This window comes from Adlercreutzia muris (assembly GCF_041223505.1).
GTDB lineage: Bacteria > Actinomycetota > Coriobacteriia > Coriobacteriales > Eggerthellaceae > Adlercreutzia > Adlercreutzia muris.
This window is the reverse complement of sequence record NZ_JBCLQK010000004.1, coordinates 135,900-155,718: the sequence shown is the minus strand read 5'-3', so window position 1 is coordinate 155,718 and position 19,819 is coordinate 135,900. Positions and strand designations below refer to the sequence as shown.

Here is a 19,819-nt window from a genome sequence, read left to right as displayed (position 1 = left end):
GGATTTCCTCGCGGCGCTGTGCCGACAGCCCCCCACCGTCCGTCGCGCCGACTGCGGCGCGCATCACCGAGGGGCGCTGTCTGCGGGGCGGCGGCCCTCCTCGACCGAGACCCCCAGCGCACAGGCCCATTGTGCCGCTGCCGAGAATCGGTCGCAATGGTCGGGAAGGGAACTTTCCATTAAGAATTCGGGACAAATATTAAAAAAGAATTACCTTCCCCATCAGCTATTCCCGCGCCCCTCCCCATCGGGCATAATAGGGTGGTTGGCAAGGAGGGGATCCATGGCGCAACAACCGTCGGAACGCTCGTTCCGCTTCGGCATACGCTTCAAAATCGCCGTATCCATCGGCGTCATCATGGTTGCGCTCATGGGCGTCGATATCCTGTGGAACCTGTCGCTGCAAAACGCCCAGGCCGAGAACGAGGCCCGAGAGAAGGCCGAGGTTCTGGCCGCCGAGATGCGGGCCGCCTGGGACTTCGTCGATAGGAACCAGAACGTCATCAACCGCGCCGAGGACGGCAGCTTCCGTACGAAGCACCTCGTATGCGTGGTGGCGGCGAAGTCCATTTCCATGCTGTTCACCACGGAAACCGACTATTCCATCCGCTTCACCAACGACACGCCCCGCCAGGCGGCCAACGCCCCGGACGCCTTCGAGCAGGAAGCCCTGGCCGCCTTCAATGCCGACCCGGAGCTGAAGGCCTATTGGCGCGTCATGGCCGGCGCCGACGGCGAGCGGGTGTTCCGCTACCTCGAGCCCCTGTACGTGACCGAGTCATGCCTGGAATGCCACGGCGAACCGGTCGGCGAGCCGGATCAGTACGGCTACCCGAAGGAGGGCATGGCCGTGGGGCAGGTGGGCGGTGCCATGTCCATCACCGAGCCCATGGACATTTACGCCGCCGGCATCCAGAACAGCATGGTGCAGCAGGTGGTCATGGTGCTGTTCATGATGGTGGCCGCCTTCGCCGGGCTCTACTTCGTCACAAGCCGGCTGGTGCTGCGGCCCATCGATGCCCTGCGCACGGCGGCGAAATCCGTGGGCGAGGGCGACTTCGACTACACGCTCGCGGTGCCCGACCCTCGGGCCAGGCCCCGTGACGAGATCACCGAGCTCACAGGCGAGTTCGGCCGCATGGCCCGCGACCTGGAGGCGCTCTATGCCGATCTGGAAGGCCAGGTGCGCTCTAAGACCGATGATCTCATGGTGCTGAACGACCTGCTCAACTACCAGAAACGGGAATTGAAGGCAGCCCTTGACCGCCTCGGCGAGGAGGTGGCCTACAAGAACGAGTTCTTCGCCATTGTGAGCCACGAGCTGCGCACGCCGCTCACGAGCATCCTGGCCTACGCCCGCATCCTGAACGGCGATGAGAGCCTGGCGCCCAAGACCCGCGAGGCCGTGGCCGAGATAGAGTCGAATGCCACCCTGCTACTGAACATGGTGAACAACATCCTCGTCATTTCCAAGCACGCGGCCCAGAAGGACGAGCTTGTGCCCGAGCCCGTGGACTTCGTGGACCTGGCCCAGTTCGTGCGCAAGGCCCTGGCCCCCATCGCCGCGGCCAAGGACGTGCGACTCACCTGCTCGGTAGCCCCCGACGTGCCCCTGGCCATGGCCGATTGGGAGAAGCTGCGCCGCGTGCTGGAGAACCTCGTGGACAACGCCATCAAGTACACCCACCGCAGCGGCTTCGTGGACCTGGCCATCACGTTCGAGCCCACGGGCAGCGAAGCCAGCGAGGGCAGCGCGGGGGACGGCGGCGCGGGGGACGGCGACGGCGCGGGGGACGGCGGCAGCGCGGGGGACAGCGACGGCGCGAGGGACGGCGAGATCGTGATGCGGGTGAGCGACGACGGCATGGGCATTGCCGCCGAGGACCTGGATCAGATCTTCGAGCTGTACAAGCAGGCGGGCCAGTCGGCCAACCGCCGCTATCGGGGCACGGGGCTCGGGCTCGCCGTGGTGCGGGACCTGACCGAGCTGCACGGGGGCACCGTTGCCGTGGAGAGCCGTGTGAAGGAGGGCAGCACCTTCACCGTGCGCATTCCCGCCGTGCCCGTGCCGGAAGAGGAGGAAGAGTGAGAAGCGCGCCACAGCCCTCCCCCGTTAGCCTGCGAGCCCTCGATGCTCCCAACGCCCCCAAAGCCCCGAACGGGCGATGCGACCGCGCCCATCGTGCATTCGAGGCATCGCAGGCCTCTCGGCGACCCCCTTTCCGCAAGATTGCGCCCCAAATATGCGATGTGAACGGTCGTATCGCACATTCGGGGCATCGCGAACCCCTCGGCGGCCCCCCTTTGCGCAAGATTGCGCCCCAAATATGCGATGTGAGCGGTCGTATCGCACATTCGGGGCATCGCGAACCCCTCGGCGGCCCCCCTTTGCGCGAGATTGCGTCGCAAATGCGCGATGTGAACGGTCGTATCGCACATTCGGGGCAGAAAGAAAGCCCGCTGCGGCGATTCGCCCTGTTTTCCCGCCCCAAAAGCGCTCTGCGCACGGTCACATCGCACTTTTGGGGCACAGGCGCAGAGGGGCGACGGCCTCAACGCATCTCCCACCGCAACCCGTGACGAAGGAGGACGATGATGGCGAAGATTCTGCTTGTCGACGACGAGCCGCGCATCGAGAAGCTGGTGCGCGACATGGTAGAGGGCGCCGGCTATGAGTTCGCCTACGCCGAGAACGGCGCGGACGCGCTGGCGCTCGTGGGGAGGGTCGCGCCCGACCTTGTCATCATGGACGTGATGATGCCGAAGATGGACGGCTTCACCGCCTGCCGCGAGCTGCGGGCCCGGGGCGTCACGGTGCCGGTCATCTTCCTGTCGGCCAAAGGCGACATCGTGGACAAGGGCGTGGGATTTGCCGCTGGGGGCGATGACTACATGGTGAAGCCCTTCGACCCCCGCGAGCTCATGATGCACATCGAGGCGCACCTGCGCCGCGCGGCCATGCGCCCCGCCACCGCGCCGGCCAGCGGCACCATCGCCGTGGGCCGCCTCTCGCTGGATATGGCCCAGCACCGGGCCACTCTCGGCGACAGGCCCGTGGCGCTCACCCCGAAGGAGTTCAAGATATTGGCCGCCTTGGCCGCGAGCCCCGGCACCGTGCTCTCCCGCGAGCAGCTGGTGGAAGCCGCCTGGGGCCCCGAGTTCGTGGGCGAGACCAGCTCCATCACCGTGTTCATCAAGAAGCTGCGGGCCAAGATAGAGGCCGACCCCACCGAGCCCCGCATCATCGAGACCGTCTGGGGCATCGGCTACCGCCTGGACCCGGAGGCCTGCAGGTAGAAGACGTCGCTGTGCGGCGGCCGCTCCCGCAGCCGGAAAGCGGCACGGCCTGCGGGGGGGGGACCCTCGGAAACGGTGCGGGCCCAAGCCCCCATCATCCGAGGCCCCATCACCCAAGTCCGCGCCATCTCCTCGCTAAACTTACAGCGGCAGCTCGTACATGGACACCTGGATGTCGCCGAGGGCCGGGTAGTAGACGGTCCAGTCGCCCCGATCCTCGAAGCCGCAGGATTCGTAGAGACTGCGGGCCCGCTTGTTGTGGGGGAAGGTATCCAGGCGCAGAACCGCAAGCCCATCGGCACGGGAAATCTCAATGCCCCGGGTCAGAAGCTGTCGCGCGAAACCGCGGCCGTGATAGGCCGGCAGCGTGGCCACCACATGCAGCACGCCCACACACTCGGGCGCTGCATCCACAGCCCAGGGCACCGCCTCGTAGCCGGGCGACCCCTCGTGGTTCACCACCATAGCGCTCGCAATGACGGGATGGGAACCGGCAGCACCCTTGCCGCCTTCGGGCCGGGCGCCCTTAGCCCCGCCGGCGCCCGAGGCGCACGCATCCGCTTCCACGCCCTCCCCTTCGGCATCCCCGGTGGGCACACCGATGATCATCTGGCCGGCTTCCACCGACTCTCGCAGAAGCGCTGCGGACGGATGGCCGCCGCGCCGCCATTGCACGTCGAAATCGGTGCCTTCCATCTGGTCAGCCATCTGCCCGTAGAAGTCGAACACCGCATCCAGCTCATCGGCTCGCGCCTTGCGCACCTCCAGCATCGCGCCACCCCTCTCTTCTCCGCGTTGAATGCTCTTCGCCCACTCTACCACGCCGGGATGAAACGCCGGCCCGCACAAGGCCCCTCTCTGGGGTGCGGCCGCTATCGCTCCAGCCAGCCTTTCGGCACGGGAACGAGGGCACCAATGGCCGCAGCGGCCAAAAGTACAAAGGCGGCCTTCACGGGAAATACCAGAAACAGCAGCAGCGCCGTCATGAGCGGTTGGCGCATGACACAGCCAGTCAGGCCGGCAGTGGCGGCGCACAGGGCGAAGACGGGGTCGACGCCCGTGAGCGCCGCGGCGCCGTAGCCGATGGCGATACCAGCGAAGATGATCGGGAAGAAGTGGCCGCCGCGCCAGCCCAGGCCCAGGCAAACCTGGGTGACGATCACCTTCAGGAATCCCGTAGCCATGAGGGCCGCCGCGCTGAACGTGGTCCACGTGGCCGCGAGCTGCTCGGTTTGGGCCTCTCCGGCGAACATCGTAAAGGGAAGCACGACGCCCGCGGCACCGAGGAACGCTCCGGCCGCCACCGCCTTCGCCACGGGGCGATCCCCCAGGCGGCTGGCCAGCCCGCGCACGATCCGGCCACTGCCGTGAAAGAGCCGGCCGGCCGCAGCCCCCAGCAACGCAAGGGGAATGCCCCAGGCCAGTTCCAAAGCGCCAATGGCGATGGTGGAGAAATGGGGCAGGCCTCCTCCTTGGCCGAACAGAGACCCGAGCCCGACCATGGCCCCCAGGGCCCCGGCGATGGCGAGCAGGTAGGCAACCAGCTTCGTCGCCCGGGGCACCTCGATGGTCGACGGAGCCGCTCCCGCAGACTCGTCGGCATACCCCGCCAGAGGCGCAGCCAGGCCGAACAGGGGCGCCGAGAACGTGGCCGACACCACGGCCGCCACGCCCACCTGGGACAGCTCGCGCACCTGCGACCCCATGAAGCGCATCTTGTCGCCCACCCAGGTGGCGAGCCCCGCGATCACACCCGTGAGCCCCGCCTCAGGGCCGATGGAGCCGCCGAACAAAAGCGGCAGCAGCGCGCCTGTAAACGATGCGCCCAGATGGCGGTACTCGTAGCGGCCCGCGGCCTTCACCTGGGCCATCACCGTGTTCATATCTTCGGGATAGGCCCCGCATCGCCTCTGGAAGAGCCCGATGATCGCACCGCCCGCCAGGCAGAACGCCAGCGGATACACGACGGCGGGAAGCCCCTGAGCCTCCAGAGCAGCCGGGGCCTTCACCCACAAAAGATCGATACCGAGGTTCATGAGAAAGAAGAATGCCCAGGCAAAGGCCCCCGCAAACCCGCCGAGCGCCACCGTGAGCACCCCGAACAGCGCCCCGCGCCCCGCTTTCGCCGCCAGTTTTCCCACAACCGCCCCCTCTTCTGCCCCGTATCGGATGATGCTTGTCGCTTACCGCTCCGCGCCTGCCTCTTGTTGTTTGCCGCTCCTTGCTGTTACCCGCGCAGCCCTGTCCCGGCGATGGCACCTGTGCCGCCTGAGCACAGCCGTCTTCACGCAGCTGTCTTCGCGCCGTTGCCTTCGCACCGTTGCCTTCGCGCCGTTGTCTTCGCGCCGTTGTCTTCGCGCCGTTGTTTCCTCATGTGCGATATCCACTTTAGCGGATAAGGGCCGCTTTCGCCGGAAGGGCGTGCTTTTTTGGGCGCAAAACACCGGTGCGCTCAGGCGCATCGCTATTTCGGGGCTATTTCTCTCCCGAAAGGGGGTGCATAATGCAGTTCTGGGCGCGAATCGACGATACGAACGGGCGCATCATCACTTCGGGGCAGCTTTCCGTTGCAGTCGGCCTGAAATCACGAAAAAACGGCCGAAAACATCGTTTTTCGCGATCAGATCGGTATTTTGCGGCTGTTGATCTGCGAAGCACTTTGCCACGCAGTGCACCTCCGGAGACCAAGTCGGCATCTACAGCGCGAAGCGGTCGCGAGCCCGTTGGGGGGCCGTGGCGCGAGCGGCCTCGGTGCGGTCGTGCTGCCAGTTCATGAGGAACAGGACGCAGTCGGTGCGGTTGCTGGCGCGCAGGCGCTCGATCTGACGGTCGAAGAGATCGCCGTCATCGAGGAAGCCGGCGTCGGCCAAGGCCCGCACCATGGCGATGTCCCCCTCGCGGGCCACGTATTGGCACGCCTCGACCGCCCGCTCGCGCAGGGCTTCCACGATACGGTCGCGCATCGCGGGCGCCAAGCGGAAGGGAGCGGCCAGGCGATGGAGCAGTGCCCCCAGGTGATCGGGCAGGCCGCGACCTGTAAGCAGCTGATCGTCGTAGCGGGTGAAGTCGAAGGGAATGCCGTCGTCGGGCGTGGCCAAGAAGCAACTCATGAGCTGGTCAGACGTGATGTGCACCACGGCATCGGCCGCGGCCAGGCGCACCACGGCGTACTCGAAGCTGCCCTCGCCGATGCTGGTAACGCTAGCAGGAATGAGCACCGGTCCTGCCAGTGTGCGCGAGCAGAAGCAGTGGGCGCCAATGGTACGCAGGCCCTCGGGCAGCATGAGCTTGCGCGTGCCCTTGCAGGCGTTGCCGTCGCGCACCGCGCGCACGGTGTCGGGAAGGGAAAGGGTGGCCGGTGCCGTGATGAGAGCCCGCTCGGCAACAACCGTGAGCGGGACGCCCTCTACCGTCCGGGGCAGCGCCAGACGGTCGGCCGCCGACACGGGCGCCACCATGGCGCTGGCCGCGCTGGCCGCCGCCTCCCGGGCCGACACGTCGGACGCGCCGCGCATCCGCGCATGGGCCGCAGACGAGAACTGGCGCGACACCGAATCGGGCGCCGGCGGCCCGGCCACCAGATGGGCCTCGCGGGAGGTGGGCGACGCTGAAGCGGCCGCGAATGGTGCCGACGGGGAGCCGGCAACGGCCGCGTCGCCGTTGTCAGGCGCAGCCATGGGCGCGGGCGCGGCGAAACCGTACCAGCACTGGGCATCTTCCACTGCCTGGAAGTCGGTCACGCGGCCGCCGCAGCGCGCGACCACCCGGGCAAGGGCTGCCGGGTCGTCGCCACGCCACACGGTCTCGGGAGGCACGGCGCCGTCGACACGGGCCAACGATGCCGGAGCATCGATGACGTGGGGAGGGGTCACCCCCTTCGCCAGCAGGGCCGGCCCCACGATCTGCACGCCATCGGGCATGGCAAGCCGCTCGCCATAGGGCGCCTCCGCAAACAACAGGCGGAAAACGCTCCCGTCGTCATCGGCCACGGGGCCTCCACTGACAGCAGTGCGCCGCCCGATTGCACCATTGATGGGGCAATCGCCGATATTGCCGCCTCCCCCGTCCGCGTTACCTGCGGCAACCCCAACGCTCGAGGACGAAGCGGCCCCAATTCGCTCCAGCAAACAGTCCCCGACCACGACGAAGCGCTCGTTGGAGGGGCTTACCCGGTAGCGCCGGGCCGTCAGCCGCGGGTTGGGCAGCGCCAAGTCCAGCGGCGCCGGGTCGTACACGCGCACGCCCGCGCCCAAGTACACCACCTCGGCGCACACTGACCCGAAGGCCTGGGCGCCGATCACCTCCACTGTGTCGGGCACCACGAGCAGCCGCACCGATGCACCGCTCGTGAAGCGCCGGGCGAAGGCCTCCGACGCGATGCGCACCACGGGCACCCCGTCGATGAACGCCGGCACCGCCACGATAAGCTGATCGCTGGGAAGCCCATGGTCGGCCAAAGCCGACAGGTGCACGGCCGACAGGGCGAAGCCACCACCGTCGCGGCGCACCTGCACCGGCACCATGGTAGCGAAATAGTCAGTGGCCGCCATTCCATAGGAATCGCCCGGCGCTTCATCAGCTTCGCTCGATGTTTCATGCAACATTCCTGATGTTTCACAGGCTGCCAAATTTGTTTCACGGCATGTATCTGTTGTTCCACGGTTATTTTCAAGTGTTTCACGGTTTTGTGATGTTTCACGCTCATGGGGCGTAATCCAGCGGGGCGTCTGCCCGAGCGTCCACAGCTCGTGGGGCGTGAGCGGCCGTTCGGCCCCGGCGGCGCCGGCCGCCTCCCCGCGCAGCGCGTCGCCGATCAGCGCCATGCGCTCCTCGTCTGAAATGCCCATGCCAAGAGCGCCCACGATCAGCAGGTCGCCGTCGGTGCCATCAAGCTCGTCAGTCTCGTCCAGGGCCGCATCGTGCACCCAGGGTTTATAGGGGGCCAGCTGCGGGCGCCAGTTCTCGCCCTCAATGGCGTGGCCTGGCTCTTCCAGGATCACATCGGCCAGCGAGAGCGCCAGCGGGTTTTCTTGCGCCCGCGCAATGAGATTGTCGATGGAAGAAGTTGCGTCGCGAAAGACCAGAGCATTACCGTCCATAGTTTTGTGCACCTTCCCAATTCCGATGCTCGCAGGCTGTTTACCCCGTGTGCGCCCCATGCTACACTACGCCACGAAACGGCACAACGACAGAGCACTTTGTCGATTTCCGGCCAAAAAGGCTTCGAGTGAGCGCTCTTGACCCGCAAAACGGCGTTCTCGTGCGATTTTGGCCCTGTTTTGTCGCCAGATTTCGCAAAGAAGGCTTCGTTTCTCTGCTTTTCGCGAGAGAAAGAGCTCACTCGAAGCCTTTTTGGCCGGAAAAGTCGAGAGTGCTCTCCTTGCAAGAGAAGCCCGGCGCGGTGCGCGAGGGCGAAAGGAGCGCGGCGCGGCGCGCGAGGGCGAGAGGAGTGGGGCACGGTGCACGAACGCGAGATGGAGGCGCTGGCCCTCGATGCGCTCGACCTGGTGCGCAACGGCCTTCTGGTGAACCTGCGCTTCATGAGCGCCGCCTTCGCGCGGCTGGCTCCCCTGCCCACTCCCGGCGCCACCCTCGCCACCGATGGCGCCCACCTGCGCTTTGACCCGGCCACCTGGGCCCGCACCTATGCCCGCGACAGCGCCGAGGCCACCCGCTCCTACCTGCACGTGGTGCTGCACAACGTGTTCCTGCACCTGTATCCTGGCGCGAATGTGGAGCCCGATCTGTGGGACATCGCCTGCGATATGGTGGTGGAATCGGTCATCGACCAGCTGGATCTTCCCGCTACGCGTACGGCAACGGCCGCCGCCTCGCGCCCCGAGCTGGAGCGCATGGCCGAAGAAGCCGGCCTTATGACCGCCGAACGCGTCTACGCGGCCCTGCGCGAGCGCCGCGCTGCGGGCGCAAGCGCCGATGAATTTGCTCACCTCGCAGCCCGCTTCTCCGTGGACGACCATCGCCCCTGGCACGCCGTCGCCGTGGCCGAGGGAGACGATGGCACCCTGGCCGAGGGCGAGGCCGCTGAGGGCACGGGGCAACGCAGCGCCGCCGCCGGCGCGGCCGATACCCCCGGCACCGATATGGATATTCCCGACGAGGCCGCCGACGTTCCCTACAGCCACAAGGCCCACCGGGCCATGGATGCCGCCGACATCACCCAAAAGGAGGCACCCGAGCACGCCGCCCGGGCCATCGGCGAGCGCTTCGCCGACACGGTGCAGCTGGACCGCTCCCGCGAGCAGTGGGAGAACGCCGCCCTGGAAATGGGCATTCAGCTGGACGCCTACGCGAAGCTGTGGGGCATCGAGGGCTCGAACTTGGCCATGAACCTGCGCAAGGTCACCCGCGAGAAGCACGACTACCGCGCCTTCCTGCGCAAGTTCTCCCGCATGGGCGAGCAGATTCGCGTGAACGACGACGAGTTCGACTACGTCTTCTACACCTACGGCCTTCAGCTGTACGGCAACCTGCCCCTCGTGGAGCCGGTGGAATTCGCCGAGGAGAAGCGCATCCGCGACTTCGTCATCGCCATCGACACCTCGGCCTCCACCAAAGACGGCCTCGTGCGGCGCTTCATCGAGCGCACCTATTCCATCCTCGCCGACGAGACGAGTTTCTTCTCGAAGATGAACGTGCTCGTCATCCAGTGCGATGCCGCCGTGACCGACGTGGCCCGCATCACCTGCCTGCGCGATTTGGAAGACTACCTGGAAAATCCTGTCATCAAGGGCCTGGGGGGCACCGATTTCCGTCCCGTGTTCGCCTACGTGGACGAAGCGCTCGCGGCTGGCGAGCTGAACGACCTCGGCGGCCTCATCTACTTCACCGACGGCCAGGGCACCTATCCCACCCGGCGCCCCGCCTTTGAGACCGCCTTCGTTTTCCTCGATTCCGACGATGCCGCCGCCAGCGCCCCGGTGCCTCCGTGGGCCATGAAAGTCGTTTTGGACGAGACCTTCGTATTGGAAGAGGAGCCCCTCTGACCATAGCTCTTCCCTCGCCGCCATTTCACGAACCGCCGTCCGTAAAGGAGCCCCTATGAACATCCGCGAAGCGAAACAGCAGATCAAGAACGCCATGGTGGCCTATTTCACCAAGGATGAGTTCGGCAATTACCAGCTGCCAGCCGCCCGCCAGCGCCCGGTGTTTCTGCTCGGCGCCCCGGGCATCGGCAAGACGGCCATCATGGAGCAGATCGCCCAGGAACTGGAAGTGGGCTTCGTGTCCTATTCCATGACCCACCACACGCGCCAAAGCGCCTTAGGCCTGCCCTTTATCGCCACGAAGACCTATGGCGGCGTGGAATACCAGGTGTCCGAGTACACCATGAGCGAGATCATCGCCTCGGTCTACGAGGCCATGGAATCCACGGGCCGTCCCGAGGGCATCCTGTTCCTAGACGAGATCAACTGCGTGTCGGAGACCCTCACCCCGGCCATGCTGCAATTCTTGCAGTACAAGGTGTTCGGCCGCCACGCCGTGCCCGACGGATGGATTGTGGTGACCGCGGGCAACCCGCCCGAGTACAACCGCACGGCTCACGATTTCGACATCGCCACCTGGGACCGCCTGAAGCGCATCGAGGTGGAGCCCGACTACGACGTGTGGCGCGAATTCGCCGTGTCAGCGGAAGTGCACCCGGCCGTCATCACCTACCTCGATATCGAGCGCAACCACTTCTACGCCGTGGAGGCCACGCCCGACGGCGCATCCTTCGTCACAGCCCGCGGCTGGGACGACCTGTCGGCCATGATCAAGCTCTACGAGGCCCAGGGCTTGGCCGTCGACGAGCTGCTCGTGGAACAGTACGTGCAGAACGGCGACATCGCGAAACGGTTCGCGATGTACTACGACCTGTTCACGAAGTATCGCAGCGATTATCAGATCGACCGCATTCTCGAGGGCACGGCCGATACGGGCCTGGCCGAGCGGGCACGGCGGGCGCCCTTCGACGAGCGCGTGGCCGTCATGGGGCTCATCGTGGATGCCACGGTGGGCCGTTTGCGCCAAGCCGTTATGGAAGAGAAGGCCGCGGCGTTCACCCACGGCGTGCTGGCCGATCTGAAGGCGCGCCTGGCTGCCGCAGGCGTGGCCGAGAACGGCAACGGGGCCGATCTCATGCGCGCCACCGCCACGGCCCTCGCCCACGACCGCGATACGGAGCGGGCCGCGAGCCTGCTTACCGAGGAGCGCTACCGCTCCTTCGAGCGGGCCATCGGCCTGCTGGACGAGGTGCTGCGCACCGGGGCCGAACGACCGGAGGGGCCCACGTTCAACCTGCTGCGGGAGCACTTCAACGAGCGGCTGGACGCGCTGGACGGCAGCATCGATGACGCCGCAGCCGCCCTGGACAACGTGTTCAGGTTCGTTGAAGAGGCCTTCGGCGAGGGCCAGGAGATGCTCATGCTGGTAACCGACCTATCGGTCAACCGCGCCGGCATGGCCTTCATCAACGACCACGGCTGCGAGCGCTACTTCGCCCACAACCAGAACCTCCAGTTCTACGAGCGCGGCAGCGACCTGGCCGCCCGCATCGACCGCATCACCCTGGAAGAGGAGTAGGGGCGCACCCCGATAGAAGTGGGACACCTTACCGGGTAAGGTGTCCCACTGTGCAGGATTCGAGGGCCGGGACACTTTGGGGCACTTTACCCGGTAAGGTGTCCCGGCCCCATTATTGAAGGGTCTACAGGTACACCACCGGCAGGGCCGCCAAAATAACCAGCAGGCGCAGCATGAAGCCGCCCACGAGTACACCGCCCTCGCCGATGACACTCACCACCATGGACGTGGTGGACGTCTCCACCTTCCGCGTGATGAACACGGGGTATCCCTCGATAGCGAAGGGCGCCACCAGGCCGAGCAGCACCAGGCCGCCCCAGAACATGGGCGCGTACTGGCCCGACACCAGCGAAGCCACCGACGCGGCGCCCTCGGCGCTGCCCGAGCTCACGATGACGAGCATGGTCACGAGCACCACCATCTCGATGGCCGACAGGATCACATGGCTCTTCTTGATGAGCCACATGTGTTCGAAACGCTCCCGGTCGGTCACCAGACCCACCAAGCTCGTGGCGGCAAGACCGGCCGAGAGGGCCGACACCACGAACAGCACCGGCAGAATGGCGTTATTCCACAGCGGATAGGCCTTCACGACGCCCAGCAGGAAACCCGTGTAGGCGGCCACGCAAAAGGCGGACACGATGCCCACCCAGGTCAGCCCCTTGGGCACGGGACGGCGCAGCACCTCAAGCAGAGCGGCAACCACCGATACCGGCATGAACACGCAGATGAAGTACACGCCGAGGGTCATTACGGAACCCGGGTTCATCACCAGGTAGAAGAAGCGCAGCGGGTTATGCAGCCCCGCCTCCGCATCCAGCATGAGCATGAGCAGCCCGATGCCGAGGAAGATCGGCGCGATAATGCGGCCTGCGACGCGCATCTTCACGCTATCGGGGTACTTCGCCTCCACAAAGGCCGAAGTGAGGAAGGCCCCGGCGGATGCACCCGCCAAGAACAGGTACCATGCGATCATAGATCCCCAAACCATTGGTCATCACCTCACGTAGTAGATTTTCGCGGCGGTCAAGTCGCTCGCCAGGGGCTGAGCGTTCGTGCGGGCGATCTCCCGGCAGATCTCGCTTTCGGGATCGTCCAGGTCTCCGAAGATGCGGGCACCGGAGACGCAGGTGTTCACGCAGCGCGGCGGGTTGCCCGGCTGGCCCTCGTACCAGCAGAAGCGGCACTTCTCGATCACGCCGGTCTTTTCGATCTGCACACGCACGCCGTAGGGGCAGGCGGCCATGCAGTACTTGCAGCCGATGCACTTGCCCTCGTCCACCAGTACCACGCCGGAATCGGTGGTGTAGGTAGCGTGGGTGGGGCACACGGCCTCGCAGGGGGCGTCCTCGCAGTGCATGCACTGCACCGGCACCACTTCCGCGTACACGTTGGGATACGCGCCTTGCTCCACCTCGTCGAACTTGATGAACGCCTCCTCGTGATCGAGGCCGTTCACCATCTGGCAGGCGATGCGGCAGGCATAGCAGCCGACGCACTTCTTCGTATTGATGAGCATGCCATAGCGGGTCATCAGTCTTCCACCTTCCTAACCGTAACCGCCACTTCCTGGCTCATGGTGGAGCCCACGGCGGGCTCGAGATGCAGCGGGATGAAGTCCATCATGTTCAGGCCGAAGCCCTGGGCGCGGGTGAGATAGGGCGACGTGCTGCCGTAGTGCGTGGGCAAGAACAGCACGCCGGGCTTCAAGCGCTCGGTCACCTTGACGGCCACACGACCCGAAGCCTCGCTCGAGGACAGCTCCACCGTGTCGCCATCGGCAATGCCCAGCTCAGCGGCATCGGAGGCGGCCATCCACAAACGCTCGAGCTGGTACTCGCGGGAAATGGCGTTCAGGGCCTCCAGGTTCAGCGTCATGGTGTGGGAGTGGATGCCCTGCTTGCCACCGATAAGGGAGAACTCCCCCGCCGCCGGCTCCACCAGCCGCGGCACATAGCCGATAACCGGGTTCAAGCCCGCTTCGGCCACCTTCGCCGAGGTGAACTGGAACTTCTCCGTGGGAGTCTTGAACGTGGGCGTGCCGAACTCGAAGCCCGGATCGGCCAACTCCACGATGCCGGCCTCGCGCACCGCATCAAGGGAGGTGCCCACCGTGGCCAGCTGGGCATCGGCCAGCTCCTCCACGGTGAAGGGGAAGTACTGCCCCACGCCGCAGGCCTCGGCCAGGCCGACGAAGATCTCGTCACAGGACTTGGTCTCGGGGTGCACGCGATCGATCACCGGCGTGCGCAGCGCCACATAGTGCTTCTTGCCGCCAATGAACTCGGGCAGCTCCATACGCTCGAGCACGGTGCACTCGGGCAGCACGTAATCGGAGGCGAGGGCCGTCTCGCTCATCTGCACGTCGATAGTCACCACCAGCTTGGCCTTGGCCAGAGCCTCGCGCCACTTCGCCGGCTGGGCATAGCCCTGTACCGCGTTGGAGTTGTAGAAGAACACGCCCTGCACGGTGCCGTCGTTGCAGCCGTTCAGCACGGCCAGGTTGGTGCCGGTGCCGGACAGCGCAAGGGGGAACTCGGCGTCGCCCACGCGCTTGGCCGCGGGCTTGGGCACCTCGGGGAACTTCGCCGGATCAACATCGCCGGCCTTGGGCGAGGAGGTGATGAGCGCGCCGCCCTTCTGACCCCAGCAGCCCAGAAGCGCATTCACGGCGCATACCGCGCGGGCCGTCTCGAAGGAGTTCTGGTAGGCGCACCCGAAGGCCGCGCGCCAGGAGGGCTCGATGGCGCAGGCGGGCGCTGCGGCAGCCAGGGCCTCGGCCAGCTCCACAATGGTATCGGCCGGCACGTCGCAAATGCCCTCGGCCCACGCCGGCGTGTACTCGGCCACCTGGGCCGCGAACTCCGGGAAGCCCACAGTGAACTGCTCGATGAACTCGTGGTCATACAAATCGTTCGTCACCAGCACGTTGGCAATGCCCAGCAGAAGGGCGATGTCGGTGCCAGGTTTGATGGGCACCCAATCGGTGGCGAAGATGCCGGTGTTGTTCAAGCGCGGATCCACGATGACCACGCGAGCGCCCTTGTCGGCAGCCCCGGCCAGGCTCTTCACCGACGAGGGGCGGATGCCGTCGCCGTAGCTGCGACCGATGAAGACCACCATCTTGGTGTTCGGGAAATCCACGGAATAGTTCGATGCGCCCGTGGCCTCCTGGATGCCGCTTTCCTTAGACAGGTTGCAGGCGGCGGCGTGGGTGTACACATTGGCCGAACCGAGCGCATTCATGAAGCGCTTGCTGTAGTACTTGCCCGAGGGACGGGGATCCTGAACGATGGCCAGGGCCTCAGGTCCCGCCTCAGCCAGGATCTCCTGCACCTTGGCCCCGATCTCGGCAAAGGCATCGTCCCAGCTGATGGGGGCGAAGCTGCCGTCTTCGGCCCGCTTCATGGGCTGGGTCAGGCGACCATCGGAATAGGCCCACTGGGCCGTACCGTGGCCGCGACCGCACAGCGTTCCCTTGGAATAGGGATGCTCTTCCATGCCCTCCACGGTCCACAGGCGCCCATCGAGGGTAGTGGCGACCAGACCGCACTTGCTTGAGCAGCCGTTGCACAGCGACGCCCCCTGGGTCTTCGCCCCGGCAGCCTCGGCCCGCTCGGCCTGCCACGCGGCCACCGAGCAGGTGCCCACGGCAGCCAGCGCGGCGGTGGCGGCGGTGCCCTTCAGAAAGGTCCGCCTGGTGGGATTGCAGCGCATTAAAGCCTCCTTCTCTTGCATGTCTGCGTTCTCCTTGTCTCTGAAGCCCTTCGGCGTTTTACCGAAGGCTCTGGGAAAGATTGTGAATCGCCCGGGTCAGGGCCCCCGTCAGTTCGCGACCGTGGGCCAGGGCAGCCGTCAGCTCATCGTGGTGCTGTGCCACGGGCAACGGGTGTGCCTTGAGGGCCGCAAGTCGGGTTGCCAGGGCTTCCTCGTAAGCGCTGAGCCAATCGAGGTGGTCGGCCAGCAGAGCGCGCACCGCTTCGCCATTGCCCGCCTCTGCGTACAGGCACGCTACTTCGGTCAGCAGGACCACATGGTCGGGCATGGCCTCGTAGGCGGGAGGAACCTCCAACTCCAGCTCATCGTAGAGCGCGCGCATATGCTGGGCGCTGTCTCCAAGCAGCAGGTTCCGCGCGGCACCGAACTGCGCCGGGCCGTCCCCGTCACCTCCCGACATAGAGGCCCACGGCTTATAGAGAGATTCCACGGGAAGGGTTGCGGCCAGGGCCCCCAAGGTGAGCACCTCGTCCTCAAGACGGCGGCGCACTGCCGCCGAGGGGGGTGCGGGAGCGGCAAGGCCATCGACCGCCGCCGCTTGAGCTCCTTCATAGGCCGCGGGATAATCGGCACCCCAGAGCGCGAACAACGCTCCTAAGGCCCTCACGTAATTTGCCCGCTTCTGCATGATCGCACCTCCTCTCGATGGCGACCCATGCTAGAATCGTCGGCCTCGCTCTATATCATCAGTTTCTGATGATTTGCCTGAAAGCAAGTCGGTCATAATAGATGACACGCCAGCAAATGCCCAGATAGAGCATGGTATGAGGAGGGGAGGGCCAATGGCAACGATGATTGAGTTCTCCCGCACGGGCGATGTGTCATCCCCGCGTTCTCTGCGGCTGCGCTATCTCGGCCTTGCCTTCTTCTGGGCGTGCAGCATGCTCACCTTCCGCAGCGCCATTTTGCTGACCGGCAACGCCGACACACCGGAATTCAACACCTTGGTGGTGGTCGTCTCGTTCCTCGCGAACATGACCACTTTGTTCAGTATCTCGGCCCTCGTGGAACGCACACCGGAGAACCTGGCGAAGTTCTCCCCGTGGCTATTCTGCGGCGCCATCATCGCCGGTATCGCCCTCATCCATTTAGCAGGCGCCAGTTTCGAAGGCGGCGGCCTCGTGGCCGCCCTCGTGGCCGGCTCAGCCCTTGCCGGGGTGGGCTACGGCTACTTCTGGGGAAGCTGGGCCGACGTGCTCGGGCGCATGCATCCTTCGCGCACCGTGCTCTACGCGCCCGCGGCGTTCTTCCTCACCACCGTCCTCTTCCTGGGCATCAGCCTGGCGGCATCGCTGGCCGCCGTTCCGCCCGTGCTGCTCATGGCGCCCCTGCCCGTTATCTCGCTGCTCTGCCTTATACGCTGTCGAACCGATAGCGCCTGCGAGCCCGAGCCCCAGGCGGAGGGGAGGCGCTATCTGAGCGCCCTCACCTCCCTCGTGCCGCTCATCATCGCTGCCCTCATCTTTTCCTGCCTGTTCGGGTTCATGTGGGAAACGGCTGTGCTCAGCGTCGACTCGGCCACCGATGCCCATGGCTTTCCCCTGGTGCTGAACTTGATCGCGGCCCTCGGGCTGCTCGCCTTCGTCATCGCTTCGCGACGCCACATCAACCTGTCCTGGACCTACCAGCTGCTCATTCCCGTCTCTATCGCGCTCTTCGCCGTCGTTCCCTTCTTCTGGACCGTGCATCCGGTGATCCTGAATGCCATCATGAGCGCCATCTACGGCGTCTTCGATGTCATCATCTGGTACACGGTGGCGGCCACAGCCTACGACTTCGCTGTATCTGGCTTCGTGGTGGGCGGCCTCGTGCGCGCCCTCTCCATTCTGGCGCGGCTCATCGGCATTGGCATCGGCTATTTGGTCATGCTCGTACCCGAGGTGGCCAGCGGCGCCATCGTGGGCGTCTGCATTGCGGCCGTATATCTCCTGGTCATGCTCTTGTGGTTCCTCTGGCACAGCGCCAAGCACCCATCCTTCGAGGTTCCCGAAGATGACGACGACGCGGAGCCTGCCCCCTCCTTGACCGGCCCCGCCATCGTCTACGGTTGCGTGAACCTCGGCAGCAAACCGACTGCGAGCGAGAACGGCGCCGATGGCACTTCCTCGGCCGAGAGCGCCGAAATCGACTCGGCCAATGCCGAAGCTGCCATGGCAAATGCCACAACCGACGCCGCAGGCACCGAAAAGGAGCCCCCAGCTGACGATACCCCCGACGAGGCCGTCTTCGCCCTCATCGCCGAGGATTACGGCCTGACGCGCCGGGAGGCCGAAGTGCTCCCCTATCTGGCCCGCGGTCGCTCCGCCAAGGTTATCGCCGAGGCGCTGTTCGTATCGGAATCCACCATCCGCACCCACACCCGCCGCATCTTCGAGAAAACCTGCATCCATTCCAAGCAGGAGCTCATCGACCTCGTGGACAAGTACTGAATTGCCAGCGCCGCCGCCGTCCCAGGACGGCAGCGGCGCAAAAGCGGCGGCCGTGTCGCGCGCGGCCGCCCCCAGGCAGACCGGGACGCTCTTGCCCGGTAAGAACATCCCAGCTCCTTGCTCTATCAGGCGTCCCTCTTTCGGAACAGTGATCCATGCTCACCGGGAAAGGGCGGCCCCCTCATCCGTGCGGACTACTCTCGTTGGTGTATCTGCGTGTCGGGAGCATGACGAGGGGTTGCCGCAGCCGATCTTCCATGTTTCGCCGTGATAGTCTGCGCTCCAGCAAAAGACAGACCCCTTCAAAAAGGAGCCATCATGACGAACTTCAACACGAATCCTTCTCCTCGCGGCAACCACGCTCGCCCCGCCGAGCTCATCGCGGACAGCGTCCCCGCCTTCGATATCGACCGCTCGGTGGCCGCGTCGGTGGCCGAGACCGTGCCCGGCGCCCAGTCGAAGCGCAGCCGCACCTTCCTCACGGGCTTCGCCGGCGCGGCCATGGCCTGCATGCTGGCCCTCGGCATCAACGGCGCCGTCATCAACCCCGCCACCGCCGAGGCCGCGAACGAGCCCGCCCCCATGAGCCAGGCGGCCCTCACGCCCCAGAATGGCGAGACCCTCGCCGAGGCCGTGGCGGCCAAGTGTCTGCCGTCGGTGGTGTTCGTGGAAACCTACGCCGATGCGGGCGGCCAGCTCCAGGCCATGGGCACCGGTTCCGGCGTCGTGATGACCCAGGACGGCTACCTCATCACCAACAACCACGTGGTAGACGGCGGCCAGGCCTTCAAGGTGACTATCGAGGGCAACACCTACGACGCCGAGCTGGTGGGCGCCGACCCGTCCTCCGACGTGGCCGTGCTGAAGGCCAAGGACGCCAATGGCCTCACCCCCATGGAGATCGGCAATTCCGACGACCTTACCGTGGGCCAGTGGGTTATGACCCTGGGCGCTCCCTTCGGCCTGGAGCAGTCCGTGGCCACGGGCATCGTATCGGCCACGAGCCGTTCCCAGATCATGGACGCCAGCACTTCGGCCCAGGCCGGCGGATCGGGCGAGGTCACCATCTACCCGAACATGATCCAGACCGATGCGGCCATCAACCCGGGCAACTCCGGCGGCGCCATGGTGGACGCCGACGGCAAGCTCATCGGCATCAACACGCTGATCACCTCCTATTCCGGCAACTACTCCGGCGTGGGCTTCGCCATTCCCGCGAACTATGCGGTGAACCTGGCCCAGCAGATCATCGCCGGCGAGACTCCGACCCACGCCCAGCTCGGCGTGAGCCTGTCCACGGTGAACGACCAGATGGCCGGCAGCTACAATCTGCCTGCCGAGAGCGGCGCCTATGTGGCCAGTGTGGCCCAGGGCTCCGGCGCCGAGGCTGCGGGCCTGGCCGAGGGCGACATCATCACGGCCCTCAACGGCGAGAAGGTGGAAGGCGCGAGCGATCTTATGCTGGCCGTGCGCGGCGAGAAGCCGGGCGACACCGTGACGCTGACCGTGAACCGCAATGGCCAGGAGCAGGAAATCCAGGTGACCCTCGGCGACGACGCCGCCAGCCAGAAGGCCGCGGCCGAGGCCAAGAAGCAGCTGGAGCAGTCAATGCCCGAGCAGGGCGATGGCTACGGCTACGGCCAGGACGGCGGCAACGGCTACGGTTACGGCGACCCCTACGGCCAGGACGGCCGCGGCCTGAACCTGGACGACCTCTTCGGCCAGCGCTAAGC

General features: G+C 65.9%; 13 protein-coding genes. 6 read left to right on the top strand and 7 right to left on the bottom strand.

All coding sequences use genetic code 11. The annotated features are described in order from the left end of the window. The first annotated feature begins 283 nt into the window (after nt 1–283). Both AAK988_RS05590 and AAK988_RS05585 read left to right on the top strand, forming a co-directional pair. A complete protein-coding gene (locus tag AAK988_RS05590; protein ID WP_369873461.1) occupies nt 284–2,089 on the top strand; it encodes an ATP-binding protein in 1,806 nt (601 codons plus the stop codon). Between the two features lie 503 nt (nt 2,090–2,592). Then, nucleotides 2,593–3,297: a response regulator transcription factor gene (locus tag AAK988_RS05585; RefSeq protein ID WP_236650578.1), complete on the top strand. Its 705-nt coding sequence runs from the start codon at nt 2,593–2,595 to the stop codon at nt 3,295–3,297. A gap of 141 nt (nt 3,298–3,438) precedes the next feature. On the opposite strand, the gene AAK988_RS05580 is transcribed toward AAK988_RS05585, so the two are convergent. From AAK988_RS05580 to AAK988_RS05570, 3 genes are all read right to left on the bottom strand, one after another. Next, nucleotides 3,439–4,068 (bottom strand): GNAT family N-acetyltransferase, encoded by a 630-nt coding sequence (locus AAK988_RS05580; protein ID WP_289636916.1) that lies wholly within the window; start codon nt 4,066–4,068, stop codon nt 3,439–3,441. A gap of 101 nt (nt 4,069–4,169) precedes the next feature. Next, nucleotides 4,170–5,438, bottom strand: coding sequence for a chloride channel protein (locus tag AAK988_RS05575; protein ID WP_369873462.1), 1,269 nt, complete (start codon nt 5,436–5,438; stop codon nt 4,170–4,172). A 555-nt stretch (nt 5,439–5,993) separates the two neighbouring features. Beyond that, nucleotides 5,994–8,396, bottom strand: a complete 2,403-nt coding sequence (locus AAK988_RS05570) for a hypothetical protein (RefSeq protein ID WP_369880482.1) — start codon at nt 8,394–8,396, stop codon at nt 5,994–5,996. Nucleotides 8,397–8,756: 360 nt separating this feature from the next. Between AAK988_RS05570 and AAK988_RS05565 the strand changes: the two genes are divergently transcribed. Both AAK988_RS05565 and AAK988_RS05560 read left to right on the top strand, forming a co-directional pair. Next, nucleotides 8,757–10,301, top strand: a complete 1,545-nt coding sequence (locus AAK988_RS05565) for a vWA domain-containing protein (protein ID WP_369880481.1) — start codon at nt 8,757–8,759, stop codon at nt 10,299–10,301. A 55-nt stretch (nt 10,302–10,356) separates the two neighbouring features. Next, the gene (locus tag AAK988_RS05560) at nt 10,357–11,880 is read left to right on the top strand and encodes an ATP-binding protein (protein ID WP_369880480.1); all 1,524 of its coding nucleotides are present in this window, start codon (nt 10,357–10,359) and stop codon (nt 11,878–11,880) included. Between the two features lie 124 nt (nt 11,881–12,004). Here the strand turns inward: AAK988_RS05560 and nrfD are convergent, their stop codons facing one another. Genes nrfD through AAK988_RS05540 form a run of 4 tightly spaced genes read right to left on the bottom strand, consistent with a single transcriptional unit; the run spans nt 12,005 to nt 16,285 of the window. Further along, the gene (nrfD, locus tag AAK988_RS05555; RefSeq protein WP_151429533.1) at nt 12,005–12,871 is read right to left on the bottom strand and encodes an NrfD/PsrC family molybdoenzyme membrane anchor subunit; all 867 of its coding nucleotides are present in this window, start codon (nt 12,869–12,871) and stop codon (nt 12,005–12,007) included. Between the two features lie 6 nt (nt 12,872–12,877). Then, the gene (locus tag AAK988_RS05550; RefSeq protein ID WP_135971220.1) at nt 12,878–13,414 is read right to left on the bottom strand and encodes a 4Fe-4S dicluster domain-containing protein; all 537 of its coding nucleotides are present in this window, start codon (nt 13,412–13,414) and stop codon (nt 12,878–12,880) included. Beyond that, entirely contained in the window at nt 13,414–15,597 is a 2,184-nt protein-coding gene (locus AAK988_RS05545; protein WP_278798518.1) for a molybdopterin-containing oxidoreductase family protein, read from the bottom strand. Before AAK988_RS05545 ends, AAK988_RS05550 begins: the two co-directional genes overlap by 1 nt. Before the next feature lie 58 nt (nt 15,598–15,655). Continuing rightward, complete coding sequence (locus AAK988_RS05540) at nt 15,656–16,285, bottom strand: molecular chaperone TorD family protein (protein ID WP_304854317.1); 630 nt, start codon at nt 16,283–16,285, stop codon at nt 15,656–15,658. 154 nt (nt 16,286–16,439) lie between these two features. Here AAK988_RS05540 and AAK988_RS05535 point away from each other — a divergent pair, with 154 nt between their 5' ends. Continuing rightward, nucleotides 16,440–18,086 (top strand): LuxR C-terminal-related transcriptional regulator, encoded by a 1,647-nt coding sequence (locus AAK988_RS05535; RefSeq protein ID WP_369880479.1) that lies wholly within the window; start codon nt 16,440–16,442, stop codon nt 18,084–18,086. 318 nt (nt 18,087–18,404) lie between these two features. Then, entirely contained in the window at nt 18,405–19,817 is a 1,413-nt protein-coding gene (locus AAK988_RS05530) for a S1C family serine protease (protein WP_151429530.1), read from the top strand. Nucleotides 19,818–19,819 lie beyond the last annotated feature (2 nt).

Bases quoted from the DNA above. Each gene is read 5' to 3' on its own strand.
- AAK988_RS05580 (WP_289636916.1), bottom strand. From the start codon at position 4,068: ATGCTGGAGGTGCGCAAGGCGCGAGCCGATGAGCTGGATGCGGTGTTC.
- AAK988_RS05545 (WP_278798518.1), bottom strand. From the start codon at position 15,597: ATGCGCTGCAATCCCACCAGGCGGACCTTTCTGAAGGGCACCGCCGCC.
- AAK988_RS05585 (WP_236650578.1), top strand. From the start codon at position 2,593: ATGATGGCGAAGATTCTGCTTGTCGACGACGAGCCGCGCATCGAGAAG.
- AAK988_RS05535 (WP_369880479.1), top strand. From the start codon at position 16,440: ATGGCAACGATGATTGAGTTCTCCCGCACGGGCGATGTGTCATCCCCG.
- AAK988_RS05530 (WP_151429530.1), top strand. From the start codon at position 18,405: ATGACGAACTTCAACACGAATCCTTCTCCTCGCGGCAACCACGCTCGC.
- nrfD (WP_151429533.1), bottom strand. From the start codon at position 12,871: ATGGTTTGGGGATCTATGATCGCATGGTACCTGTTCTTGGCGGGTGCA.
- AAK988_RS05570 (WP_369880482.1), bottom strand. From the start codon at position 8,396: ATGGACGGTAATGCTCTGGTCTTTCGCGACGCAACTTCTTCCATCGAC.
- AAK988_RS05560 (WP_369880480.1), top strand. From the start codon at position 10,357: ATGAACATCCGCGAAGCGAAACAGCAGATCAAGAACGCCATGGTGGCC.
- AAK988_RS05540 (WP_304854317.1), bottom strand. From the start codon at position 16,285: ATGCAGAAGCGGGCAAATTACGTGAGGGCCTTAGGAGCGTTGTTCGCG.
- AAK988_RS05550 (WP_135971220.1), bottom strand. From the start codon at position 13,414: ATGACCCGCTATGGCATGCTCATCAATACGAAGAAGTGCGTCGGCTGC.
- AAK988_RS05590 (WP_369873461.1), top strand. From the start codon at position 284: ATGGCGCAACAACCGTCGGAACGCTCGTTCCGCTTCGGCATACGCTTC.